This window comes from Candidatus Limnocylindria bacterium (assembly GCA_036523395.1).
Taxonomy (GTDB): Bacteria; Chloroflexota; Limnocylindria; order P2-11E; family P2-11E; genus CF-39.
Genome location: DATDEH010000122.1, coordinates 88,997 through 114,044, shown reverse-complemented (window position 1 = coordinate 114,044; position 25,048 = coordinate 88,997). Strand labels below are relative to the sequence as shown.

Genomic DNA, 25,048 nt, shown 5'->3' with positions numbered 1-25,048 from the left:
GGAGCGCTCCTAGTCCGTTACGGGTCGTGGTACTTCTGGCGCGACCTCGTCGTCCGCGATGAAGATGAACAGCGGCGCGAGCACGAAGTAGTTCTGCAGCGAACGCCATGCGAAGTACACCGGCACGTACGGCCACACCATCGGCGCACTTGTGACGGCGCGCCGCCAACGCACGACGGCCGCGAGCAGGGCCACGAACAGGAGGAGCGCGATCGCTCCGTAGGCCCAGCGCGGGAACAGCGGCCCTATTCCCGCGACGCCAAAGCGCACCAGCCCCACACCGTCCGGCTCGAGTGGTCCGAGGATCGGCGCGCTCACTCCCTCGATGAATCGATCCGGCGCGCCGATGATGAACGGCAGATTCACCGCGAGCGCGACCGCTCCGGTGATGACCGCGCGCCGGACCGCTTCGCGCCAGCCCCACCGCTGCCAGACGAGTGCGACGTAGAACGGCGCTACGAACCATGCTGTCTGCCGCGCCGCGAACGCGAACCCGAGCAGGACCGGCGAGAGCCACGTCCGGCCGATCGCGAGCCACGACGCGACCATGAGCAGCACCCATGACGGATCGATCCCCGCGAGGATCTGCTGCCGGATCACGATCGCGTTGCCGACGATCGTGGAGAGCACCATCGGTCGCCACGCCAGTCGAATGCGAGACGTGGCGAGGATCCCGAGAACGAGCACCTCCACGAGGAACGCCCACCGCACGTCGCCCAGGCCAAGAGCGACGAACGGCGCGACGACGAGGAAGGAGAGCGCCGGGTAGTTATAGGTGTGGACGGAGCCGCCGCCCTGGAGATGCGTGACAAGCTGCGGGTCCATGTCGAAACGCGCGAGAGCTTCGGGCAGATCGAAGACGCTGTACGGATCCTGGCCCGCGACGAAGAGCTCGGAAGCCCGATGCAGCGCGGCGACGGCATCGGCGTGATACGGCACCGCGACAATGCACGCGAGGCCGACCAGCGCGAAAGTCGTGAGCACCAGGCCACTCGCGATCGCATCGCGCGTCGACGGCCGGACCCGCAGGTGCGCGAGGAGCGGCAACCCGAAGGCGACCACGATCGCCAGCTGATCGTCGGGCGCGAGACCGGCGGAGCCCACGGCGAGGTGTCTATCGAAGACCGCGGTCATGGTCGCGATCGCGACGACGCCGAAGCCGACCCGACGCAGGCGATCCGACGGATGGACGCGGGACGGGTCGACGAGCACCGCGACCGTGTACGCGAGCGCGAACATCGCCGCCGCGAACACTGGCGCGGGCAGCACCGTGACCCCGGGTGAGGCGAAGATACCGAGGGCAGGTGTCCACAGCGCGAACGCGGCGACGGTGAACGCGCGCAGATGCGGCGGCGTGCGCCACGCCGCGAACGCGGCGGCGGCGAAGTACGCCGCCATGCCAAGCGGTGCGCCGGCGAGCGCGACTGCGGTCGCGATGTAGAGCCCTGCCGTCATGACGAGACCGACCCATACCGAAAGACGCGGCGGCCGCTGAAGTGTCGCAAGAACGAGCAGGACCACGAAGCAACCGAACGCGATCGCGAGCGGCACGTCCGCGCTGGACCCGCTCAACGCGCGACGGCCCAGGCCGGCGGACGCGATCCCCGTCGCGGTGAGTGCAAGGCCGACGCGCAGCGCCAGACCTAGGCGCGGATCGGAGCGGCGCTCGACCGTCACTTCGGGACTCCGGCGGAGCGCCCCGGCCAGCTTTGGCTCGCGCATTCGCTGCGGAGGCTATATCTCGCGCCCATAGACTCGCAGGGCGTGAAGGCCGACGCCGCCCACCCCCCGCGTCTGGTGTGGGCGGTCGGCGTCGCCGTGATGGTGCTGGCCGGGCTCGCTGGGCTCGGCATCTTCATCGAGAAACAACCGTACGGATTCGACCTCTGGGCCTATGTCCTCGCGGCGCGGCACATTCTCAGCGGCGAGCCGCTGTACCCACCTCAGCCGCAGGTGCCGGCCGGGCCGCTGGGCGAGTACCACTACGCACCCATCGTCGCGGTCCCGTTCGTGCTCCTCACGCCGCTCCCGTTCGCGCTGGCCAATGCGGTGTGGATCGGCCTGAACACCGGACTCGCGGCTGCGATCGGCGTTCACCTGATCCGTCCGCTGCCGCGCGATGCACGGCCATGGGCGGCAGCCGCCTTCGTCTTCTTCCTGCCGACGATCCTCGAGATCTCGCTGGGCAATCTGAATGTGCTTACGCTCGCGCTCTGCCTTCTCGCGTGGTCGCAGCGCGCGCGGCCGTCGGTCGCGGGGACGCTTCTCGCAGTCGCGATCGGAACGAAGCTGCTGCCGCTCACGCTCATCCTCTTCTACCTCGCTGCCGGACGCGGCCGCATCGTCGCCTGGACGCTCGCCGTTGGTGCCGCCGGGCTGTTGGCGACGGCTCTTGTCTTCGCGCGCGACTTTCCGGCCTACGTCGCGATGCTGATCGCGTTCAAGGACAGCCACTGGGCGGCCGAGTTCATCGCGAGAGCGACGCCCGCGGACCTCGCCGCGCTCCTTAACTCGCCACTGGGCGCCCCCCTCTTGGCGGTGGTGTCCGTGGCTACCGCGACGGTCGGCGGGCTCGCGGCGCGCAGGGATCGCCAGGACGAGACTCATTTCCATCATCTCGCCCTCGCGTTCGCGCCGTACCTCGCGCCCTTCGGTCTGCTTTGGCTTCCCTACCTCATCTTCGCGCTCCCGCTTCTGGCGAGCACCCTTCACCGCGCATTGTTCCAGCCACGCCGGCAGACCCGCGCGTTGCTCATCACGGCGCTCGGGTTCAGCTGGTCGCTCATGCAGTTGGTCGGCCGGCAGGACGACATCACGCAGATCGCGGCGCACTTTCTCGGACTCTTGCTGCTTTTGGCCGTCGCACTCGCGGTGCTCGTGTTCGCGAGACGGAAGACCGTCTCCGAGACAGTCGCCGCGCGCGTACCGGCGTGAGCGACCGCGCGATCGCGATAGTGCTGGCTGCGCTGGTGCTGGTCATTCGCATACCCTTCGCCGCGCAGACGCTCTGGGCCTGGGACTCGGTGCTTTACGCGCGCGCGCTCGAGCAGGGCTTCCATGTCGGTGCGGACCTCGCGGATCAGCGGCCGCATCCACCCGGGTACCTGTTCTACGTCGGGAGCGCGGCGGCGGCGAGGTTCCTCACCCGCGACAGCAATGCGGCGCTCGTCGTGATCAGCGTGCTCGCGTCCGCGCTGACGGCTGCCGCGGTCTATCTGCTGTGTCGCAGATACGCAGACCGCGCGGTCGCCATCATCGTCGCGCTCGGCGCGGCGACAGCGCCGCTGGCGTGGACCTACGGCGAGGTCGCCATGCCGTACGCGATCCTCGGTCTGCTGAGCATCGCGCTCGCTCTGATGCTCCAGGGCGCGCGCGCGCGACCGTGGCCGGCCGCGCTCGTCGCCTCAGCGGGTCTCGGCCTCGCCGCGGGATTCCGGCAGGACGTACTGCTGCTGCTCGGTCCGCTGTGGCTCTGGATGCTCGCGGCGCGGCCCTGGCGCGAGCGCGCTCTGTGCATCGTCGCGGTAGGCGGCGCGGCACTGGCGTGGTTCCTCCCGAGCGCGGCGCTGTCGGGTGGACTGACCGCGTATCTCGCGAGCCTGGGTGGACAGGCCACACGTGTGAGCGAGCTCTCGCCAGCCGCGGGCGGCGACGCGCTCGTGCGCAACACGCTGCTCACGGTGTACGCGCTGTTCTGGGGTCTCCTTGGCTTCGCGTTGCTGCTGGTCGCCGGGATCGTCGTTCGGCTTCGGCCGCGGATACGGCGCTCGGAGGACGCGGCCTTCTTCGCGCTATGGGTCGTGCCGGCCGCGCTCGTGTACGTCACGATCCACCTCGGCGATCCGGGCTACCTCATGTCGGTGCTGCCCGGTCTGTACGTCGCGTGCGCTGCGCTTCTCGCCCCGGTCGCAGCGAAGGCGCAGCGCGCGGCCCTCGCCTTCGCCGCCCTACTCGTCGCGCTCAACGTCGGAGTGTTCGTGGTCTCAGGCGCGCCGTTCTCCGCAGCGGCGATCGCGCGCCACGACCGCTCGCTCGATCAGCGCATCGCGTTCGTGCGCGGCACGTTCCCGCCGGCCGCGACGGTGATCATCGCGCAGTCGGAGTACCTGACCGCCCGCTATTACCTACCCGAGTACCGCGTGCTGTTCTACGGCACCGATCCGGAAGTGCTGTCGAGCACCGCGAAGGAGATCCGGATCGCGTCGCCGACGACGGTCGTCGTGTTCGGCGCGCTCGCAGGGCCGCTGCCTGAGGGCGTCAGGCTCGACAACGACGGCGATGTCCTCCGTTGGGGCGATGTCGGGACCGGGATCACGCTCGTCGCGTACGACCTCGAGCCCCGCTGACGTCGGGCGTCAGGTGGCGGCAGGCAGCTCGAACACGAAGAGGTGATTCAAGCCGAGCTCGAAGCGCTCGTGGGTCACGAGCCGCATCCCGGCATCCGCGAAGTACATCGGCGTCCGCTCCGGCTGATAGCCGTGGTGCGCCTCGATGTCCATCCCATGCAGCAGGTGCAGCCTCCGCAGCACGTCCACGATCCGGTCGACGAGCGGCGCCGGGACCGTGACGACGACACGACCGCCGCGGCGCAGCAGCGCGCGGCACGCCGCGACGAACGCGGGACGATCTTCATCGTGGACGTGTTCGAAGACCGCCAGTAGCGCGATGACGTCATAGGGCCCCTTGTCGTGCAGGTCCTGCGGGAAGCTGCCACGGATGAGCGCCGACCCGGCCGGCGCATCAGGGTCGATGCCCACGGCATCGCGCACGCGACCGGCGGCGGCGCGGATGAGCGTGCCGTCCGCGCAGCCGATGTCGAGCAGCCGCCCGCCAGCGGGGATGTGTGGCAGCGCCTTACGGATGCGCAGCCGCTGTATGAAACGGTCGAGCGGTGTCACGCAGCCACCGCCTGCGCGGCAGCAACGGTCCGGTCGCCAGCGGCCTGCTCGCGCCAGAGCAGCAGCACGATCGCGATGAAGAAGCCGAGCGGGACGAGAACGCTGAATGTCTCGTCGTGTCGCAACACGGCGATCCCGTACAGCACCGGCGAAACGACGAGCAGCGTCCCGGCCGCGGCGAGAGCGAAGCGGCGGCCCGCTCCCTCGGACCGGCGCGTGAGGATGCCGGCGGTGATCACGGCGGGCACGAAGAGCAGCACCTGGTCGTATGACCAGCGGTAGATCGCGCCGGCGTTCGAGAGCGTGATCCACGCGGACAGCGACGCGTCGCTGCCGGGACGGAAGCGTGCCGCGAGAAGCGCGCCCACGCCGATGAGCACGTACGCGATGAAGCGCCCGGATGGACCGATGAGCTGGTTCAGTGCGGAGGGCAGGACGGCCGAGCGCAGCGTGCGCCGCCCTGGGATGTCTTCGAGCCAGGCCGAGGACCAATCGCGCGGCGCGGCGATCCATGCGACGGCGACGACCGCCCCGGCGAGCAACAGCCCGTACAGCACATAGCGCCGGAACACGGGCTGGCGGATCGCGCCGTACGCGAATCCGATCGCGGTGAATACGACGAGCTGCGGCTTCGCGAGGAAGAGGAGGGACGGCACCGTCGCGAGCAGCGAACGCGCCGCGCGCAGCGCCAGGACCGTCGCGGCGACCGCGGACATGAGCAGCAGGCTCCACTGGCCCAGCACGATCGCGTGGAACGAGGGCTGGGCGAGGAACAGCGCGAGGCCGAAGGCTCCGTGCGTGACGGGCCGCGCGGGAATGAAGGCGCGCAGCATCCCGCGCAGCGCGAGCGCGGCGCACACCATGCTGGCAAGCATCCAGATCCAGCCCGCGGTCTCGAGTGTCACCATCGCGAGCGGAGCGACCGCGAACGCGACCCACGGCATGTAGTCGTAGACGAGCGCGTCGGGCGTCTTCGTTGCCATGTCGACCGCGAAGCCGTGGTACTGCGTCGGATCCCAGGGATTCACGCCGAGGACGATGGCGCGCGCGCCCGACCACACGCCGGAGAAGTCGTTCATACGCACGAGCTCGAGCCGGCTGGCGAGGGGTCCTGCGACGAAGATGAACACGACGCCGATGGCGACCGCCGTCCAGTACGCGAGCTCGGCACGTCGCTCACTCGTCATGCCGCGCAAGGGTACCGGCTCCATCGTCGCGCTCGCTGCCCGCGGCGGTCGAGCGATGCGACGCGATGGGTCACGGTCCGAGAGGTGGATGTGACATGTACGGTGGATCGCGATCGGCCTCTACACGGCGGTCGGCGTTGGTCTCACTGGGTACGCGGGCGCTGCGATCGCGGTCCGCTCGCGCCTAGGCCGAGCTCTTCTCCGAAGAGGCCGCGGGCTTGAGCAGGTCGGTGCGCTGCGGCGCCCACACGTCGATGACCTGCGTCGGCTCCTCGAACACGCGCGCCCCGTGCGCCGCACCGGGCGGGATGCGATAGGTGTCGCCGGGTGTGAGGATGCGCTGCTCGCCAGCGACGATCATCGCGAGGCTGCCCTTCACGACGACGCCGAACTGCTCCATCTCGTGCTTGTGCGATTCGACGATGGTCTTCGGAGCGAGGTCGTAGATCACCATCGTCGCGTGATCGGCCTGCACGACACGGCCCTTGAGCCCAGCCGCAGGCTCGATGAGCGGGAGGTCACGGGGGCTGGCGTAGTAGAGCTTGGGCATAACAGCGAGGCTAGGCCGTCGCTTCGTCACCCTCGAGCACAAGCTGCTCGTTCTTAGACAGGAGCAGTGGCCGCGCGCCGCTGTTGATCGATTCCGGCGTGACGACGACCCGGCGGACGTCCGTGCGGGACGGGATCTCGTACATGACCTCCAGCAGGACCTCTTCGATGATCGTCCGAAGGCCCCGCGCGCCGGTCTTGCGTTTCGCGGCGCCCGCCGCGGCGGCCTGCAGGGCTTCCTGCGTGAGCTGGAGCTCCACCTTGTCGAGGGCGAGGAACTTCTGGTACTGCTTCACGATCGCGTTCTTCGGCTCGGTGAGGATGCGCATGAGGTCGTTCTCGTCGAGCGCCATCAGCGGCACGATCACCGGCAAACGGCCGACGAACTCCGGGATGAGACCGTACTTCAGGAGGTCGTCTGGCATGACCTGCTGAAGGATGGCACTTGTCTCCTTGGTGTTGTCGCGGAGCGAAGCGCCGAAGCCCATGGTCTTCTTGCCGACGCGCGACTCGACGATCTTCTCGAGCCCCTCGAAGGCGCCGCCGACGATGAACAGGATGTTCGTCGTGTCGATCTGGATGAAATCCTGGTGCGGATGCTTGCGGCCGCCCTGCGGCGGCACGTTGGCGACGGTTCCCTCGAGGATCTTGAGGAGTGCCTGCTGGACACCCTCACCCGAGACGTCGCGCGTGATCGACGGGTTGTCGCCCTTGCGCGCGATCTTGTCGATCTCGTCGATGTAGATGATCCCGCGCTGCGCGCGGTTGAGGTCGAAGTCCGCGGCCTGGATGAGACGCAGGAGGATGTTCTCGACGTCCTCGCCGACGTAGCCAGCCTCGGTGAGGCTCGTCGCGTCGGCGATCGAGAACGGCACGTCGAGGATCCGGGCGAGCGTCTGCGCGAGCAGCGTCTTTCCGCAGCCGGTCGGTCCGATGAGCATGACGTTGGACTTGCCGAGCTCGACGTCGTCCACGCGGTGGCCAGCGGAAACGCGCTTGTAGTGGTTATACACGGCAACCGACAGGACCTTCTTTGCGCGGTCCTGACCGATGACGTACTGGTCGAGGATCTCGTTGATGCGCCGGGGGCTGGGGATCTTCTGACCGAGGGTCCGCGCCTTCGGCGCCTCCATGAACTCCTCGTCGACGATCTCGCGGCAGAGGGTGATGCACTCATCGCAGATGTAGACGCCCTGGCCGGCGATGAGCTTGCGCACCTGGTCCTGGCTCTTTCCGCAGAAAGAGCAGCGATAAGGTTTGCCGCCCTTGGCGGTGGTCGTCATGACCTAGCGGGCCGCCACCGGGACGCGCTCCTTGGTTTCCTTCGGTTCCTTCTCTTCCGCCGCCTTGGCGATGGAGATGAGCGAATCCTTGCCGACGAAGATCTCGTCGATGATCCCGTAGGCTTTCGCCTCCTCTGCGCTCATGAAGCGGTCGCGCTCCGAGTCGCGACGGACCTTCTCGACATCCTGACCGGTGTGATGCGCGAGGATGCGCGTGAGCTTGTCGACGAGCGTCTCGAGCTCTTTCACCTGGATGAGCACGTCGGGCGTGTTACCGCGGAATCCACCGGAGCCCTGGTGGATCATGATCCGCGAGTTCGGAAGCGCATAGCGCTTCCCCTTCGCACCCGCCGACACCAGGACGGCGGCCATCGACGCCGCCTGCCCGACGCAGATCGTGCTCACCGGAGCCTTCAGGTACTGCATCGTGTCGTAGATCGCGAGGCCGGCGGTCACGACGCCGCCGGGCGAGTTGACGTAGAGGTAGATGTCGCGCTCGGGATCCTCCGACTCGAGGAACAGCAGCTGGGCGATGATGAGGTTCGCCATCGTGTCCTCGACGGCGTCCCCGATGAAGATGATCCGCTCTTTCAGCAGGCGCGAGAAGATGTCGTAGGCGCGCTCGCCTCGCCCGGATTGCTCGATGACCATCGGCACGAAATTCATCGCCGGCACAGTCATCCCTCCTCGCGCAGTCTCGGCTCCCAGTGTACCCACCAATCACGGCAAAAGGGGGGTCTTGACGGTGTCGGCCCGCTAAAGTTCGTACGAAGGCAGGGACAACATGCGGCGGTTCCCACGGTCGCTGAGCTTTTACATCGCGGCCTCGACGATCTACGCCGCGATCGTCTTTGTCGCTGTCCATGCGGTCTACGGAGTCGAGCTGGGCCGCGTCGGCCTCGCCATCCCGGATCCCGGAGCCCTCATCGGCTCGATCGACACCGTCTCCTTCGTCATCTGGCTTGGTATCAGCGTCATCGCTGGGATGGCGCTCTACCGGCTCTCGATCGCGCTCGAGGGCGCGCGCGGCAACAACGCGGTCCGCGACGCCGAGATCGGCTCGATCTTCGCACTGAGCCAAGCCCTCTCCGGCTCGCTCGACCTCGCCGAGATCTCCGGTCAGTACCTACGGAGCGCGCGCCGCGGGCTCGATGAACGCGTCACCCTCGGCCTGCTCGTGCACGACGATGTCGCCGAGGCGTTCCGCCTCGTCGCCGAGGAGGGCCCGCGAAGTGGCGAGCTCCTCGCGAAGGTGTACTCGGCGTCGGCGCTGCCCACCGCGATGCGTGCGCGTGTGTTCGATCATCGTCAGTCGCTCGTCCTGCCGGACACCAGTGGTGGCGGCGAGCAGTGGCGTCTCCTCGCGCGTGATCTTCCGAACGCGAGCTGGATCCACTCGTTCGCAGCGATGCCGCTCATCTCCCAGGAGCGACTCGTCGGCGCGGTCGTGGCCGGCGGGGAGCGGGCGGGCTCGCTCACCGCCGATCGGCTGCAGCTCGTCCTCGTCCTTGGTCAGTTCGTCGCCGGAGCGATCCGCACCTCGCTCTCGCTGAGTGAGGCGCAGTCTCGCGGGGACCGGGAGGAGCTGGTGAGCCGCATCTCGCGCCGCGCGCGAGCCTCGCTCGATCCGAACGAGGTGCTTCGCAATACGGTCGAGGAGCTTGGCCGTGCGCTCAAGGTCGATCGGGTGCTCGCCACGACGGGTTCGACGCCGGACGCGCTCCTGGTCACGTACGAGTGGGACTCCACCGGCGTCGCGGCGATCGGCGTGGGAAAGCGCACGCTACCTGCCGCGCGGCTCGCGGCCGAGACAGGGCGGACCATCGTCGTGCGGGACGTCCTCGCGGACGCCCGGATCGCGGAAGGCACCGTCGACGCCAGGGTTCGCTCGGTGGTCGCAACGCCCATCCTCGTCGCGGGCGAGTTAGCAGGGACGCTTTCGCTGAACCAGGCGACCGCGCCACGCGATTGGACGACCGATGAGGTGCGCCTCGTGGAAGAGGTCGCACGTGAGCTCCGCGTTTCGATGGAGACCGCCCGGCTTTTCCAGGCGCGTCAGCGCGAGAACGAACGGCTCCTCGCGTTGCAGCGCGCGGGCGCGACGCTCGCGGCACGCACCGATCCGCATGAGGTCTTCGACATGATCCTGCGCAGCGCGGTGCAGCTGTTCGGTCAAGGCAGCGCATCGCTCTACACCTGGGACGAAGAGGCCGGCGTGCTCCGGCTGGCGGAGAACTTCGATCCCTCTGGTCGGGTGGCGGACGACTCCGTGCTTCAGCCGGGCGAGGGTGTCGTCGGTCGCGTGTTCATGACCCGTGCGCCGCTCGTCGTCGCGGACTACCAGACCTGGGACGGACGCACTGCGGTCGGCCAGCAGACGGGACTCCGCGCCTGCCTCGCGGTGCCGCTGCTGCGAAGCGGCCGTGTGCTCGGCGCCCTCGGTATCCGGTCCTACGATCCGACGGTCGTGTACACCGAAGACGACGGCCGCATGCTCGGGCTGTTCGCGGATCAAGCGGCTGCGGCTCTCACGACCGTCGAGGCGTTCGCCCGGCAGCGCCAGGCGGTCGAGCAGCTCGAGCGCCTCAACCGGGCCAAGAGCGAGTTCGTCTCCATCGTCAGCCACGAGTTCCGCACGCCGCTCACCGGCATCCAGGGCTTCAGCGAGATGATGCGCGACGAGGAGCTCTCGCTCGAAGAGATGCGCGAGTACGCCGGGGATATCAACAAGGACTCGCAGCGGCTCAATCGGATGATCGACGAGATGCTCGACCTCGACCGCATGGAGTCGGGCCGGATGACGATCCACCCCGAGCGCATGGACCTGAACGCCGTACTGGACGAAGCGGTCAACCGCGTTCGGCCGAACGCACCGAACCACACGCTTTCGCTCGACCTCCAGTCCGACCTGCCGTCGATCGACGCGGATCGCGATCGCCTCACGCAGGTCGCATCCAACCTCCTGAGCAACGCGGTGAAGTACTCGCCGACGGGCGGACGCATCACCGTGAAGACGCGCGCCGAGGGTGAGGGGGTCCGTATCGAAGTGCGCGACGAAGGTCTGGGGATCCCGCCCGAGGCGCTCGAGACGATCTTCGAGCGGTATTCGCGTGTTGACTCACAGGCGACCAAGGACATCCCCGGCACCGGCCTCGGCCTGCCGATCGTCCGGCAGATCGTTCAGCTCCACGGCGGCAGGGTGTGGGCCGAGAGCGAGCTGGGCCGCGGCTCGGTGTTCCATGTCACCCTCCCGCTTGCGGGCGCGGGCAAGCGGGTGGAGGCTTGAGCGCGCCGATGCCGGACCAGACCGTTTGAGCGCCGGCCACATCCTCCTCGTCGACGACGAGGAGCAGATCCGCAAGCTTCTCGAGGCATCGCTCCAGCGTCGCGGCTACGACGTCGCGGTCGCCTCCGATGGCATCGAGGCGCTGCGCCAGCTCCGCGCGAGGATTCCCGACCTGATCGTCACCGACGTGAACATGCCGAACATGAACGGCTTCGAGCTCACACGACGCCTGCGCGCGGACCACCGTACCGCGCGCGTTCCGATCGTGATGCTGTCGGCTCGCAAGCAGGCCGATGACATCCTCACCGGCTACGCCGAGGGCGCCGACGAATACATCGCGAAGCCGATCGAGATGGCGGTGCTCACCGCGAAGATCGAGGTCCTCATCAAGCGCATGAAGGCCACGGCCGGCGAGGTGATCAAGCGCGGCCGCGTCATCGTCTTCATCCGCGGGAAGGGCGGCGCCGGGGCGACAACGCTCGCGGTGAACAGTGCGGTGGCGCTGGCCGAGACGAAGATGTACAAGACCGCGGTCCTCGACCTCAGCCTCGAGTTCGGCAACGTGGCTTCGCACCTCAACCTCAAACCACAACACACGCTCGCCGATCTCGCCGGGACACAGCCGGATCAGCTCGACGACGCCACTTTCGCGACGTTCATCGCCCAGGACCGCAGTGGGGTCCAGGTCTGCGTCGGCTCGAACGCGCCTGAGCGCGCGGAGCTCGTGACCGTGGGCGCCGTCCAGCAGAGCATCGAGCGACTGCGGCGCGGCAGCGACTACCTCATGGTCGATACGCCGGCCTCGTTCACGCAGCACACACTCGCCGCGATCGACACCGCCGACGGCGCGTGCGTCGTGTGCGAGCCGCACGTCGCGTCGATGAAGGCCGGACACGACTGCCTCGACGTCCTCGAGAAGCTCTCGTTCCCGAAGGAGCGGATCCTTCTCGCGGTGAACCGGACGTCGCAGTCCGGCCTCGAGACCGACGAGGTCGCGCGTTTCTTCAACCGGCGCCCCGACATCGTCATCCCGTTCACGCCGGCGTTCGACGATGCGGCGGACCGCGGCCGCCCGATCATCGTGCTGCATCCGGACAACGCGTCATCGAAGCAGCTGCGCGATCTCGCCGCACGCCTCACCGTGCTGGCGCCGGCGGGGCGCTGAGATCCGGATCCGTTTCTGGGGCACGCGCGGTTCCATCTCGGCAGCCGGCCCCGAAACGCTGCGCTACGGCGGCAACACGACCTGCGTCGAGGTCGCGACCGACGACGGGACGCTGCTCGTCTTTGACTGCGGCACCGGCGCGCGCAAGCTGGGCCTCGCGCTCGCGAACAAGGGACCGCTCCGCCTCCATCTGCTCCTGTCGCACACGCACGCCGACCACATCCAGGGCCTGCCGTTCTTCCTGCCCGCGTTCACCCCCGGGAGCCACATCACCATCTACGGGCCGTCCGGCATGGACCGGCGCCTCACCACCGCGGTCGGCGGGACGATGGACTACGCCTACTTCCCCGTCGCGCTCGAGTCGCTACCCGCGAAGGTCGATTTCGTCGAACTCGGCGAGACCGAGTTCTCGATCGGAGGCATCAAGCTCCGCACGCAGTTCATGAATCACACCGCGCCGTGCATCGGCTATCGCGTCACGGCGGGACACGCCACCTTCGTGTACGCGACGGATCACGAAGCACATAGCACTCCGCACTGGCGCGCCGATCGCAGCGCGGACGCCTTCGACCCGGCGCTCCTCGCGCACACCGGCGACACGCGTCACGCTTCGTTCCTGACCGCGGCCGACGTTGTCGTTCACGACGCGCAGTACAGCAGCGCGGACTATCCGACGAAGTCCGGGTGGGGCCACAGCACCGTCGAGTACGCGGTCGACATAGCGCTCGCAGCCCGCGCGAAGACGCTGGTGCTCTTCCATCACGACCCCGATCGTGACGACGGCGGCGTCGACGACCTCACCGCCGTCGCGGCGAGCCGCGCCGTGGCCTCAAAGCGACCGCTGCGCATCGTCGCCGCGGCCGAGGGCGAAGAGCTCACGCTCGCCGAGGGGCCGTACGCGCGGACGACGGATGTCGAACCCGCTCCCGCCGCGATGCCGGACCGCGCTCGCATCCTCGTCGCCGACGATGACGTCGCGCTCGTGCGCATCCTCGAGGCGGTGCTGCGCGGCGACGGCTACGACGTCGACGTCGCGTTCGACGGCGAGGAGCTGCTGAGCAAGGCCGCGGCGGCCCGCTACGACCTCGTGCTCGTCGATATCCAGATGCCGAACCTGGACGGCCTCTCCGCGTGCAAGCGACTGCGATCGCTCGACGGTTATCGCGACACGCCGTTCGTCGTGCTCACCGCGCGCACGCGGCAGGACGACATGGCCGCCGCCTTCGACGCCGGGATCACCGATTACATCCGCAAGCCATTCGCCTTGCCCCAGGTCCGGGCTCGGGTACGCTCCTGGCTCGCGCGTGGTGCTGCCCGTCGGGCGTGACCCCAGCGGGCGGGTCGACCGTATAAGCGGTGATAAGCGCCAAAGGGGGAAGACCGTGGGCGAGCTGAATGAGACCCAGCGCTACTTCATCGACGAGCACATCGAGGACTACATGGACGGGCTCATTCCACGACGCGAGCTCCTTCGTCGGGTCACGCTCATCTCCGGCAGCGCCGCGCTCGCGGCGACGATCGTTGCGGCATGCGGAACACCGGCGCCAAGCCCCGCCGGCGGCGGCGTGGCGACTCAGAGCTCCGCGCCCTCTGCGGCAGCGACGGCCTTCGTCCCGCAGGCGTACGCCACCCCACCCGCCGCTCCGGTGCCCGACGGCGTGACCGTGAAGGAGACCGACGCTCGCATCAGCGTTTCGACGCCGGAGGTCAAGGCGTCTGACGGCGCCTCACTCATGGCCTACATGGCGAAGCCGAAGACGAATGCACGGGTGCCGGGTGTCGTCGTCATTCACGAGAACCGAGGCCAGACCGAGCACATCAAGGACGTCGTGCGACGCGTCGCGACGGCCGGATTCGTCGGCATCAACATCGATCTTGCGGCGCGCGACGGCGGTGCTGCCAAGCTCACCGACCAGGCCGCCTATAACGCCGCGCTCGCCAAGCGCGACACGGCGGCCAAGATCGCCGATCACAACGCGACGATCGCGTTCCTTAAGACCCAATCGAGCGGATCGGTCGGGGTCACGGGATTCTGCTTCGGCGGCGGAGAGGTCTGGAGCATCCTCGCCGCAGGCGCTGACGTAAAGGCTGCCGTCCCGTTCTACGGCCCGCAGCCCACCAACTACCTCGACATGGCGAAGACGAAGGCCGCGGTCTCCGCGGTCTATGCCGAGCTCGACACCCGCATCACGACAAGCTCAATGCAGATGGAACAGGTGCTGAAGCAGGCCGGCGTGCCTTACCAGATCACGATCTATCCCGGCGTCAACCACGCTTTCCACAACGACACCAATGCTGCTGGTGACCGCTATAACGCGGTGCAGGCACAGAAGGCCTGGGTCGCGACGGTGGAGTGGTTCAGGAAGTACCTGGTGTAAGACGCGGCCCGATCACTTCTTATCCAGCATCGCGCGGAGCGCCTCGCGCCCCTCGGGAGTCGCGTTGGACTTCTCGGGGACGATGATCTTCGGCTCCTCTGGCTTCGGCGGCCCGCCGTGGAAGTTCGTCGCATCCCCGCCGGCCCTCTTGATGGCCTCCGCCTCGGCGTCGGGCGACTCGAGGCCGATGAGCTTGTCGACGGTCTTGCGGTTGCGGATGGACCGCGCGAACGACGCGAGCACGAGGGGATCGCGGAGCGCACGTGGGTCCTGCTGCGCCAGCGGTGTCATCGCGACCTGCGCGGCCAGCTCGTTCGACGTGACGGTGATGCCTTCCTTCTTCGCGATCGCGTCGAGGACGAGGATCGACTTCGCGCGCTTCTCCGCCACGGGCTTCCACTCGACGCGGATCTCGTCTTCGGTCTTGCGCGCCTGTAGCAGGAACTGCTCGAACGTGATCCCCTGCTCTCGCACGCGGGCCTTCAGGTCGGCGACCATGTGGTCGAGCTCGTCCTCCACCAGGACCCCTGGAACTTCGACGCTCGCCGTCTCGACGGCGTGATCGAGCATCTTGTCCGCCGCCGCGTCGCGGGCTTCATGGAACGCGGAATGCGCGAGCTCGTTCTTCACCTCGCGGCGGAGATCCGCGATGGTGGCGACCCCGACGCTCTTCGCGAACTCGTCGTCAAGCGCGGGCAGCACCTTCTCGGCGACCTGGCTCGACCTGATGGAGAACGTGCCCTTCTTGCCGCGCAGCTCCTCCGTCGCTGACTCGGATGAGAACTCGAGCTCGACCGTCTTGCTGTCGCCCGCCTTCATACCGACGAAGGCCTCGCCGAGCCCGTCGATCGACGTCGCGCGGCCGGCCTCGACGTGCGCGTTGCGGGCGAACGGCGGCAGCGCTTTTCCGTCGACCGTCACGTCGATGTCGACCATGAGGATGTCGCCCTCTTTCGCGGGCCGGGCGACCGGCTGGAGCTGCGCGTGGGACTCGCGCATCGCCGCGATCGTCTTGTCGATCTCTTCGTCGCTCGGCGGTGCCGGCTCGATCGTGACCCCGTGCGCGGCGTAGTCGCCGAGCGTGACGTCGGGGCGCACCGTCACCGTGGCGCTCCACCTCATCGGCTTGCCGGGCTCGAGCTGAGTCAGGTCGACCTTGGGATCATCGAGCGGCGACAGGTCCTCGATCTCGACGATCTCGCGATAGGTCTGATCGACGAGGTCCTCGGCCGCCTCGGCCCACAGGTGCTCGGCGCCGTAGCTGCGCTCGTACATCGCGCGCGGCGCTTTGCCGGGCCGGAACCCGGGGATCTTCGCTTTCTGGTTGTGGCGCTCGAAGACGCGGTCGGCCTGACGCGTCAGACGCTCGGCGTCGACCTCGACGTCGAGCGAGACCTTCGATCCCGCGTCGCGTCGGATGGTGTGGCGGAACGAGCGTTCGGCGGGCGCGGAGGTGGTGGGAGCATCGGACATGGGACGGACATAGTGTATTGCGAATGCACTTCTACGAGATACACGAGGGCGACGAGGAAGTCGGCGCCGCCGTCCTCCTCGCGCATGAGGAGCGGATCGAGCCTTTTGACTTCTTCGAGCTCGTGAAGAAGGCGCGTGCGCTCGTGATGGACTCCTACGAGGAGGACTCGCTCGCGGAAGCCATCGCAAACGAGCTGCAGCGGTCGGGCGGCTTCACGCACGTCACCGACCAACTTCTCGTGGCCTCGGTGAACGTCGACGAAACGGAGGAGAACACCTACCTCCTCACCGAGGAAGGCGACACACGCACCCTCTTCATGTCGCGCGAGGAGAACGGCGAGCCCCACAACGGCGAAGAGGAGCACGACGAGTAGTGGAGCGGGTCGGCTTCGTGGGGACCGGCATCATGGGCGCACCGATGGCCCGGAACGCGCTGAAGGCGGGCTTCCCGGTCACGGTGACGAACCGAACCCTCCCCCGCGCGGAGCCGCTCGCGAAGGACGGCGCGACGGTCGTGAAGACGCCCCGCGAGGTCGCCGAGCGCTCGGACATCGTGGTCACGATGGTCCCCAACACGCCGCACGTCGAGGCGGCCGTGTTCGGTCCCGACGGCGTCGCAGCGGGTGCGCGCGAGGGACTGCTCCTCATCGACATGAGCACGATCTCGCCCACGGCGACACGCGAGATCGCGGAACGCGGCGCGAAGAACCGGCCGCCGTTCCACACGCTGGACGCCCCGGTCTCCGGCGGCGAGATCGGTGCGATCGAGGCCCGCCTGTCGATCATGATCGGCGGGGACGCCGCGGACGTGAAGCGCGCGACGCCGCTCTTCGAGGCGCTGGGCAAGACCATCGTCCACATCGGCGATCACGGCGCAGGACAGGCCTGCAAGCTCGCGAATCAGATCGCCGTCGCCATCAACAACCTCGGCGTGTCCGAAGCGCTCGTGTTCGCCGCCTCGCAGGGCATCGACCTGGAGAAGACGCGCCAGGTCATCGCCGGCGGCGCGGGGTCGTCGTGGGCGATGAACAACTACGCGCCGAAGATGCTCGCCGGCGACTTCCGCGCGGGTTTCATGATCGACCTGCAGCAGAAGGACCTGCGTCTCGTCCTCGACAACGCCTTCGCCGACCACATCTCCCTTCCGGGCGCCGCACTCGTGCACGAGCTCTACAACGCGCTGCAGAAGGACGGCGGCGGCCGCGAGGGGAATCACGCGCTCATCAGGGTCATCGAACGCCTTTCGAAGATCGAGGCGCGCGTACGGTCCTGACCTTTGACCGCGCGCTAGCGCGACTCGCGCGGATCACCGACCCGACCGTCCCGTGGCGCTGGCGCGGCGTCGATCCACCAGCCGATGCCGCGTACGCACTGTTCAACGCGCTCGAGGAAGAGCAGATGGCGGTCACGGCGCTCGCACCGGACGGCGACGAGGCGTCGCGCGTCCTGACGCTCGCGCAGGTCGAGTTCGGCCGCCTTCGTGGTCTGCTCGCCGCGCTCGACGACGACCTCCTCGACCGCGCACCAGCCGAAGGCGAGTGGAGCGTGCGCGAGACCATGGTCCACGCCATCAGCGTCGAGCGCTCCTATCGCGCGAACACGCAGCACGCACTGGTGCGTCGTGACGACGAGCCGCTCAGGCTGCCCGCCGAACGACGCCCGACGCCCGACCCGGCGGACACGGCCGGGGGCGTCGTCGACATCCTCGCCGCGTTCGCGACCCGACGCGCCGAGACCGACGCGGCGCTCGCCGGTCTCGAAGCGGCACAGCTCGTCCGGCCGTCGCAGTGGGGTCCGTACGAGGTGATGCATCAGATCGACGTTCGCTTCCGGCTGCATCGCTTCGCGTCGCACATCGTCGAGCACACCGTGCAGTGCGAGAAGACGATGGAGTCTCTCGGCGTCACGCTGAACGACGCGCGGGCGGTCGTCCGCGCCATCGGCGCGATGCGCGGCGCGCACGAGCGCCGCTCGCCGCGCGCGACGCTCGACGCGCTCGACGCGGCGCTCATCGCACGGGCCGACGCCGTCGGGGTCTAGTCCTGGCGACGCGCGACGGCTACCCTTGCGTGGGCGAGTGGCGAAGTTGGCAGACGCGCGAGCTTTAGGAGCTCGTGCTCGCAAGAGCGTGAGGGTTCGAGTCCCTCCTCGCCCACAGCTGTCGTTTTGGACAAGACCCGCATCTGAGGTGCAACGTGGGCCGAATGTTGTTCGAAATCAAGCCAGTTGCAGCCACACTCAAACGTGGTGGATCGGATTACTCCGGTGTGGCGAACTGCCGAGTTGACCTGATCGACCCCGCCGAGAACGCGTTCGGCGCGGACTTTCCCGACAGCGTGCGCAATCTGCGTGAGAAGTGCGTTGCCCCTGACGGCTCATTGCGGTCGAAGCCGCCGGAACAGTTGATGGCAACGACAGCCGAAGCCGTTGTGCCGCGCGAGTTGCTTGCCTCGCTGCCGGAAGCCGCGCTCATCGCGTTCCGATGGAGCTTTACACCAGATGCTTGCATCGTCCCCGAGAAGTGACGAGGCGCAGCGAGATCTCCCGCCTGCACGTCACTCGACTACGAGTGCTCCCACGCGGCTGGGGCGCGTTCAAAGCGGAAGACGTGACGGTGCAGGTCGATCCAGACAGAGAAGAGGCCGATGTCCGCAGCGCGGTCGATCTAACAGAGGTCCGCAGCGCGGTTCACCTCATCGAACTCCTCGACCTTGACGATGAAGACGCTGAAATTGGACTTCCGTTTGGGCGCGAGCGACGCAACTAGCCGTCACGACTGCGCTCAAAGTCCCGTCGGGTTCGTTCAGCGAATTTCGGTCGCTGCAAGATTCGCCTGGTTTGGCAGCCTTCTTGATCTGTCGGCGTAGGGTGAACGCCCGGTAAACAGGGTCCCGGCGCTCGCTCGCTTCCTCGCTCGACGACAGGACCAGCGGTGGCCTGCCGGTACCGTTTTCTCATTGTTCTTGCTGTCGAGCATCGCTATGCCTGAGCGAGTGAAGAGCCGCGTTCTGGTCGCGGACGACGACCCTTCGACGCGGGCCCTGATCGACATGGCCCTCCAGGAGGCCGGGTACGACTGTGTCCTGGCCGCCGACGGCCAGTCCGCGATCGACCAGGCGCGTGCGATCCGCCCGGATCTCGTCGTGCTGGACGTCGGCATGCCGCTCATGACCGGCGACGAGGTACATCGCGAGCTACGGCGCGATCCGCGCACGCGTTACATCCCGGTGGTCTTCGTGACCGCCAAGCGTACGACGGCCGAGATGGCCGCGCGGCTGCGGAACGGCGCCGACGACTACATCGCGAAGCCCTTCGATGTCGACGAGCTCGTGGCCCGCATCGCGTCGGCCCTTCGCCGCGCGGCGGAGCTCCGCTCGCTCAATCCGCTCTCGGGCCTCCCCGGCAACCTCAGCATCGCGCACGAGATCGACGCGCGTCTCGCGGACGGCAGCGACCAGGCGTGCCTCTACGTCGACGTCGATCACTTCAAAGACTTCAACGACCACCACGGATTCACCCGTGGCGACCGGCTCATCGCCCACCTCGCCGAGCTGCTGAGCCAGACCGTCGGCGAGATCGGCGACGACACGTTCACGGGTCACGTCGGCGGTGACGACTTCGTCGTGCTGGTGCCGGGTGATCGGGCCGAGGAGCTGGCCGGCCAGATCGTCGCGCGCTTCGACGCCACCATCCCCACGCTCTACGACACCGAGGATCGCTCGCGCGGTTGGGTCGAGTCGCCCGATCGCCGCGGGCGCACGCGCAAGGTTCCGTTCGTGACGGTCTCGATCGGCGTCGTCCCGCTGCGTCCGGAGCGATTCGCCGGCGCGACCGAGGTCGCGCGCGCCGCAGCCGAGATGAAGGAGGTCGCGAAGCGCCGGTCGGGATCGGGCTACGCGATCGACCGCCGCCGCGACAGCGCTAGCGTCGCTTCGCCCACGCCGTGACGATCGACCGCAGCGAGAGGAACATCACGATCGCGACGAGCTGACCCATCATGATCGCGCGGTTGAGGTCGAGCGCTGGACGCCATGTCGCATCGCCGTCCTTGATGACCCACGCGCCGACCGGACGAGCCGACAGCCCGAAGCCGCTGCCGCCGTTGCCGATGGTGTCCCCTCCGCCGCCTCCGCCACCCATGACATGCGCGGCCGGGATGATCGTGACGCCGTCTTCTTGATAGGGCTCGCCGTACACACGACGCACCGTGATCGCGTCGCGCACCTGGTTGACCGTGTCGAGGGCGTTCATCGTCTGACCTCCCCTTTGCCTGTCCGACGATAACGCTAGATCGTGAGCTCGAGGCCCTCGCGCGCGACGACGACCTCGAGCCCCGGACGGCGCTCGCTCGCGGCGCGCTGCGCATCGCGGCCGATCCGATCGAGCGCATCGTCGCCGCGGTCGGGGTCGTGGTGATACAGCACGAGCCGCCCGACGCGGGCCTTCACCGCGATGTCGATCGCCGCGTCGACGGTGGAGTGGCCCCAGGTCGGCTTGAAGTCGCTTGGCAGGTACTGCGCATCATGGATCAGCGTGTTCGCGTCGACGGAAAGCGGGATCACCGGGTTTGGCTTGCCCGTGAACGCGTCCTCGGTGTCCGTCGCGTAGACGACCGAGCGCCCGTCGGCCTCGATCCGGTACGCGAGCGCAGGCGCGGGATGGAAGATCGTCGCCGACCGCACGCGGAAGGGTCCGAAGCGTTCATTCGAACCGTCGCTCATCTCGTCGATCGTCAGCTGGACCGGCAGGTCGTCGATGTCCACCGGGAAGAACGGATCGTCCATGCCCAGGCCAAGCAGGTCCTTCATCGAGCGCGACTGCTTAGGACCGATGATGCGCAGGCGGTTCCTCGGGTCGAACGCGGGGCGGAAGAACGGGATGCCCTGGATGTGATCCCAGTGGAGATGCGAGAGCAGGAGGTCGACCTCGAACGGGGTCTTGCTGCCGCCGTTCATCATCGCGATCCCAAGCTCGCGCAGACCGGTGCCGGCATCGAGGACCAAGAGGGCGCCGCTCGAGTCGCGCACCTCGACGCAGGCGGTGTTGCCGCCGTACCGCACCGTGTTCGGTCCGGGCGTCGGGATGGAGCCGCGGGTGCCCCAGAAGCGAATCCTCATGACGATGCTTTCGCCGCGGCCTCGTCGCGCTCGGAGATGCCCGCCGCCTCCTGGATCGTCCCCATTCCCTCGTCACCCGGCTTCGGCCAGGTATGTTTCAAGGCGACGACAGCGGCCTCCAGATGCGGCTTCGCCAACTGCACGGCGGCCATCACCTTCGGATCGAGATGGTCTCCGGCCATGCCGTCCATGATCTCCAGCGTCTTGTCGAGCGGATACGCGGGCTTGTAGTAGCGCGGCGACGTGAGCGCGTCGAAGACATCCGCCGCCGCGACGATCCGCGCGCCGAGCACGATCGAGTCTGCCGCGAGTCCTCTCGGATAGCCCTTGCCGTCCATGCGCTCGTGGTGCTGCGACGCGATCACCGGCACCTCGCGCATGTCGCGCGGGAACTCGAGGTGCGCCAGGAACTCGAACGTCTTCTCCGCGTGCGCCTTCATGTAGGCGAATTCGGCCTCGTCGAGCTTTCCGGGCTTCTGCAGGAACTTGTCGCGGACCGCGATCTTCCCGTAGTCGTGGAGCAGCGCCGCCGCGCGGAGCTTCTCGAGATCCTTCCCCTTGAGGCCCATCGCGCGCCCGATGACGTCCGCGTAGCGCGTGACCCGCTGGCTGTGCCCGGCCGTCTGCTGGTCGCGCGCGTCGATGGTCATAGCGAGCGTCTCGATGAGCGTCTGCCACAGCTGCTTCTGCTCTGCCACGAGCTGCGCGTTCTCGACCGCGACGGCCGCGGATGCCGCGAGCGACGCGAGCGTGTCCTCGTCGGCGCTGGTGAAGGCGCCGCCGCCGTTCTTGTTCACCGCCTGGAACACGCCGATCACGCGCCCTTCCTGGCCGGTCATGGGGAACGTCAGGAGACTCTTGGTCTGGTAGCCGCTCTGCTGGTCGGGCTCGGGATTGAAGCGGGGATCCGCGTAGGCGTCGGGGATGTTGATGACCTCGCCCGTCTGCGCGACGGTGCCGGCGATGCCGGTTCCGATCGGGATGCGGATCTCGCTCGTGCCGAGCGCGATGCGCGACCAGAGCTCGCCGCGATCGGGATCGACGATGAAGATCGTCGCTCGGTCGGACGCCAGGAGCTCGCGCGTCGCCTCGGCCATCAGCTGCAGCAACGAGGTGAGATCCGTCACTGACATAAGACGACGGGTCACATCCAGGATGACCTCGAGCCGGTGCCCGGCGTTCCGCCGGCGCTCCCCGGCCCGGCGCTCGGCCGGCGCGCCGCTCATTCCGCCGAGGTGATCCGCTCGGCTACCGGCGCGATCGTCTCGGCGATCTGCTCGAGGAGCATCTGATCGCGACGCTCGAAGGTCCCGGTCCGCTTGTTGAGGACCTGAATGACGGCGACGGGCTTTCCCTTGCTCCCCCACACCGGGACGACGAGCACATTGAGCGTGCGGAATCCCGTGCGCATGTCGACCTTGCGGTCGAAGCGCGAATCGCCGTATGCGTCGGGCACGTTGATCGTCTCGCCGCTGAGAGCGGATTGCCCGGCGAGGCCCTGACCGAGCGGCATGCGGATCTCCGTCGTGGTGCGCTGCGCGACCCGCGCCCAGATCTCCTTCTTCTGCTGGTCGACGACGTAGAAGGTGCAGCGCTCGGCATCGACCGCCTGCGAGCACAGCTCGACGAGGCCGCGCAGGTACGCCTCGCGGTCCCGCTGCACGGACAGGTGTCCAAGCTTCACGAGGATGAGCGCGACCTTGTCGTCCAGCATGTCGATCAATGGAATCCGGCCACGGCCGCGGCGCCGACCCTGATCTGCGGCGCAGGTGCAGCGTTGGGGTTCGCGAGCGCACCGATGCGGTCGATCTGGTAGCACGCGACCGGCTCCGCGCGACCTTTCACCAGGATCGCGCCGAGGTCGACGTAATCGACATCGCTCCCGAGCTCGCTGAGCGTCTCGGCGCTGCATGCGACCTGATCGCGGCGGGCGATGTCCGCCGAGGTGAGGCGCGATGCGACGTTCGCGGTGTCGCCGATGACCGTGTACTCCATTCGGCCCATCGCGCCGAGAAACCCTGCGACGACGTGCCCGGTGTTGATGCCGAAGCCGAATGACACGTCAGGCCCGCCCTTCGCACGCTCCGCTTGGATCCACTTCTGCATCTCGAGCGCGCACTCGACCGCCTTGCGCGCCTCGTCGGCGACCTCGATCGGGGCGCCCCAGATGACCATGATGTTGTCACCGTTGTACTTGTTCACGGTCCCCTCATAGCGGTTCACGATGTTCACCATACCGTCGAAGTAGCGGTTGAGGTGGCCCAGAAGGATCCCCGGGGTCATTCCCTCCGAGATCGCAGTGAAGCCGCGGATGTCGCCGAAGAGCACCGTCACGCGCCGATCCTCCCCACCCAGGGCGAGCTGGCCGGTCTCTTCGCGGTCCATGATCGTTCGCGCGACCGCTGGCGTGACGAACCGCCCGAATGTGTTCTGCGTTCGCGACAGGGCGAGTTGCTCCTCAAAGAGCAGGTAACCCAGGGCGATGACCCACCAGAACGCGGCCGGGATGACGTAGCCCATCGACGGGACTTCGACCGGCCCGTTGCCGATGTCGCCCTGCGTCTGGAGCGTGAACAGCACGTAGGCGCCGGCGATGTACGCGAGGAGCACGCCCAGCGCCGTAAGGAAGCCCCACAGGCGCCAGCGCACCACGAGGAGCATGCCGACCAGGGTCAGGATGAGGAGCTGCGCGAGCGTCGTGAAGAAGCCCTGCTTCAGTACGGGATACCGGTTGGTGAAGATCGACTGCGCTGTGTTCGCCCAGATCTCGACGCCGAACATCTTGCGCCCGACGCTGTTCGGGACCGGATAGTCGTCCGGCACAGCCGACACGGAGTGGAAGCCCACGAACACCGTGCGGCCGAGGATCAGCTCGCGCGGGACCGCGCCCGCGATGACGTCCTTCATCGACACGACGCAGAACTCGCCCGACGTCTTGCAGAAGCCCAGCGACTGCTGCTCGCTGGTGGACGTCGCGGGCTTCGCGGCGTAGTACACGGCCATCCCGCCGCGCTCGTTGAGCGGAAGCACCCGTTCGCCGAGCGGAGCGGGCACGACGAGCCGGTCACCGGAGAGCTTTGCCTTGCTGAGGTCCGCGCGCACCTGGCGAGCCGCGGCGACGAGCGGCAGGGCGTAGTACGTCTTTCCGTCAGGCCCCTCGATGCGCATCTGCGCGTCGCGAACGTGTCCGTCAGGATCGGCTGTGACGTTCACCGAGCCGAGCCCGGCTGCCGCCGCGCTCAGCTGCGCGATCGGGAGCTGCACGAGCGCGAACTTCGTCGAGTGATCGGTGAGGACGCCATCGCCTGCGCCCTGCATCGCGAGGATCACGTTGCCGGCGTCCTTGATCGCCGACGCGAGAAGCGCGTCGTCCTCGGGGCTCGGCGAGCGGTCGTAGAAGCTGACGTCCATCGCGATCACCGTCGGGTTCTGCGCTCGAAGGGCACGGATGAGATCGGCGTACGCACGACGTGGCAGCGGGTAGACGTCGTACTTCGCGATGGTGAGGTCGTCGACCGCGACGATCGTCATCTGGTTCTTCACCTGGGCGGGCGAGATCTCGATCGCCTTGTCGTAGACGGCGGTCTGGAGCGTGGTGTCGAAGGCCTCCGTCAGGAGCGCGAAAGCGCCGAACAGCACCGCGAGCGCCGCAAGCCCGGCGACGACGGCGCGCTGACGCCTCTGGCGCTTCGAAAACACCCTTCCACGCCCC

24 protein-coding genes and 1 tRNA gene are annotated in these 25,048 nt (G+C 68.0%); 13 read left to right on the top strand and 12 right to left on the bottom strand.

Translation table 11 applies throughout. The annotated features are described in order from the left end of the window. Positions 1-9 precede the first annotated feature (9 nt). Entirely contained in the window at positions 10-1,722 is a 1,713-nt protein-coding gene (locus tag VI056_15540) for a hypothetical protein (protein ID HEY6204433.1), read from the bottom strand. A gap of 42 nt (positions 1,723-1,764) precedes the next feature. Here VI056_15540 and VI056_15535 point away from each other — a divergent pair, with 42 nt between their 5' ends. After that, a complete protein-coding gene (locus VI056_15535; protein HEY6204432.1) occupies positions 1,765-2,934 on the top strand; it encodes a glycosyltransferase family 87 protein in 1,170 nt (389 codons plus the stop codon). Then, a complete protein-coding gene (locus tag VI056_15530) occupies positions 2,931-4,346 on the top strand; it encodes a glycosyltransferase family 39 protein (GenBank protein HEY6204431.1) in 1,416 nt (471 codons plus the stop codon). Before VI056_15535 ends, VI056_15530 begins: the two co-directional genes overlap by 4 nt. Positions 4,347-4,355: 9 nt before the next feature. Here VI056_15530 and VI056_15525 read toward each other — a convergent pair whose 3' ends face one another. The 5 genes from VI056_15525 to VI056_15505 form a co-directional block, all read right to left on the bottom strand. Next, entirely contained in the window at positions 4,356-4,898 is a 543-nt protein-coding gene (locus VI056_15525; GenBank protein HEY6204430.1) for a class I SAM-dependent methyltransferase, read from the bottom strand. Next, positions 4,895-6,085, bottom strand: coding sequence for a glycosyltransferase family 87 protein (locus VI056_15520; protein ID HEY6204429.1), 1,191 nt, complete (start codon positions 6,083-6,085; stop codon positions 4,895-4,897). Before VI056_15520 ends, VI056_15525 begins: the two co-directional genes overlap by 4 nt. Positions 6,086-6,269: 184 nt before the next feature. Then, positions 6,270-6,635, bottom strand: a complete 366-nt coding sequence (locus VI056_15515) for a cupin domain-containing protein (GenBank protein ID HEY6204428.1) — start codon at positions 6,633-6,635, stop codon at positions 6,270-6,272. A 10-nt stretch (positions 6,636-6,645) separates the two neighbouring features. Beyond that, entirely contained in the window at positions 6,646-7,917 is a 1,272-nt protein-coding gene (gene clpX, locus VI056_15510) for an ATP-dependent Clp protease ATP-binding subunit ClpX (protein ID HEY6204427.1), read from the bottom strand. A gap of 3 nt (positions 7,918-7,920) precedes the next feature. After that, entirely contained in the window at positions 7,921-8,583 is a 663-nt protein-coding gene (locus tag VI056_15505; GenBank protein ID HEY6204426.1) for an ATP-dependent Clp protease proteolytic subunit, read from the bottom strand. 118 nt (positions 8,584-8,701) lie between these two features. Between VI056_15505 and VI056_15500 the strand changes: the two genes are divergently transcribed. The 4 genes from VI056_15500 to VI056_15485 are packed head-to-tail and all read left to right on the top strand — an operon-like array spanning position 8,702 to position 14,746. After that, a complete protein-coding gene (locus VI056_15500) occupies positions 8,702-11,203 on the top strand; it encodes a GAF domain-containing protein (protein HEY6204425.1) in 2,502 nt (833 codons plus the stop codon). A gap of 25 nt (positions 11,204-11,228) precedes the next feature. Continuing rightward, on the top strand, positions 11,229-12,368 hold the full coding sequence (locus VI056_15495) for a response regulator (protein ID HEY6204424.1): 1,140 nt from the start codon (positions 11,229-11,231) through the stop codon (positions 12,366-12,368). Next, complete coding sequence (locus tag VI056_15490) at positions 12,256-13,695, top strand: response regulator (GenBank protein HEY6204423.1); 1,440 nt, start codon at positions 12,256-12,258, stop codon at positions 13,693-13,695. Before VI056_15495 ends, VI056_15490 begins: the two co-directional genes overlap by 113 nt. A gap of 55 nt (positions 13,696-13,750) precedes the next feature. After that, positions 13,751-14,746 carry a dienelactone hydrolase family protein gene (locus VI056_15485; protein ID HEY6204422.1) on the top strand — a complete coding sequence of 332 codons (996 nt, stop codon included), beginning with the start codon at positions 13,751-13,753 and terminating at the stop codon, positions 14,744-14,746. 12 nt (positions 14,747-14,758) lie between these two features. Here VI056_15485 and tig read toward each other — a convergent pair whose 3' ends face one another. After that, positions 14,759-16,219 (bottom strand): trigger factor, encoded by a 1,461-nt coding sequence (gene tig, locus VI056_15480; protein HEY6204421.1) that lies wholly within the window; start codon positions 16,217-16,219, stop codon positions 14,759-14,761. Between the two features lie 23 nt (positions 16,220-16,242). On the opposite strand from tig, the gene VI056_15475 reads away from it, so the two are divergent. From VI056_15475 to VI056_15445, 7 genes are all read left to right on the top strand, one after another. Continuing rightward, positions 16,243-16,593, top strand: a complete 351-nt coding sequence (locus tag VI056_15475; protein ID HEY6204420.1) for a hypothetical protein — start codon at positions 16,243-16,245, stop codon at positions 16,591-16,593. Then, positions 16,593-17,492 (top strand): NAD(P)-dependent oxidoreductase, encoded by a 900-nt coding sequence (locus VI056_15470; protein ID HEY6204419.1) that lies wholly within the window; start codon positions 16,593-16,595, stop codon positions 17,490-17,492. The genes VI056_15475 and VI056_15470 overlap by 1 nt, the downstream gene beginning before the upstream one ends. A 125-nt stretch (positions 17,493-17,617) precedes the next feature. Beyond that, positions 17,618-18,259, top strand: coding sequence for a DinB family protein (locus tag VI056_15465; protein HEY6204418.1), 642 nt, complete (start codon positions 17,618-17,620; stop codon positions 18,257-18,259). 31 nt (positions 18,260-18,290) lie between these two features. Then, positions 18,291-18,374 (top strand) — tRNA-Leu (locus VI056_15460). A 49-nt stretch (positions 18,375-18,423) separates the two neighbouring features. After that, entirely contained in the window at positions 18,424-18,744 is a 321-nt protein-coding gene (locus VI056_15455) for a hypothetical protein (GenBank protein HEY6204417.1), read from the top strand. Between the two features lie 83 nt (positions 18,745-18,827). Then, a complete protein-coding gene (locus VI056_15450; protein ID HEY6204416.1) occupies positions 18,828-18,986 on the top strand; it encodes a hypothetical protein in 159 nt (52 codons plus the stop codon). Between the two features lie 226 nt (positions 18,987-19,212). Continuing rightward, the gene (locus VI056_15445; GenBank protein ID HEY6204415.1) at positions 19,213-20,166 is read left to right on the top strand and encodes a response regulator; all 954 of its coding nucleotides are present in this window, start codon (positions 19,213-19,215) and stop codon (positions 20,164-20,166) included. On the opposite strand, the gene VI056_15440 is transcribed toward VI056_15445, so the two are convergent. Genes VI056_15440 through VI056_15420 form a run of 5 tightly spaced genes read right to left on the bottom strand, consistent with a single transcriptional unit; the run spans position 20,141 to position 25,035 of the window. Beyond that, the gene (locus tag VI056_15440) at positions 20,141-20,470 is read right to left on the bottom strand and encodes a sporulation protein (protein ID HEY6204414.1); all 330 of its coding nucleotides are present in this window, start codon (positions 20,468-20,470) and stop codon (positions 20,141-20,143) included. The two genes, VI056_15445 and VI056_15440, sit on opposite strands and share 26 nt — an antisense overlap. A gap of 35 nt (positions 20,471-20,505) precedes the next feature. Then, complete coding sequence (locus tag VI056_15435; GenBank protein ID HEY6204413.1) at positions 20,506-21,336, bottom strand: MBL fold metallo-hydrolase; 831 nt, start codon at positions 21,334-21,336, stop codon at positions 20,506-20,508. Then, positions 21,333-22,562, bottom strand: a complete 1,230-nt coding sequence (locus VI056_15430; protein HEY6204412.1) for an HD domain-containing phosphohydrolase — start codon at positions 22,560-22,562, stop codon at positions 21,333-21,335. The genes VI056_15435 and VI056_15430 overlap by 4 nt, the downstream gene beginning before the upstream one ends. Further along, positions 22,559-23,050: a GAF domain-containing protein gene (locus tag VI056_15425; protein HEY6204411.1), complete on the bottom strand. Its 492-nt coding sequence runs from the start codon at positions 23,048-23,050 to the stop codon at positions 22,559-22,561. The genes VI056_15430 and VI056_15425 overlap by 4 nt, the downstream gene beginning before the upstream one ends. Positions 23,051-23,055: 5 nt before the next feature. Beyond that, a complete protein-coding gene (locus VI056_15420) occupies positions 23,056-25,035 on the bottom strand; it encodes an adenylate/guanylate cyclase domain-containing protein (GenBank protein HEY6204410.1) in 1,980 nt (659 codons plus the stop codon). Between the last annotated feature and the right edge of the window lie 13 nt (positions 25,036-25,048).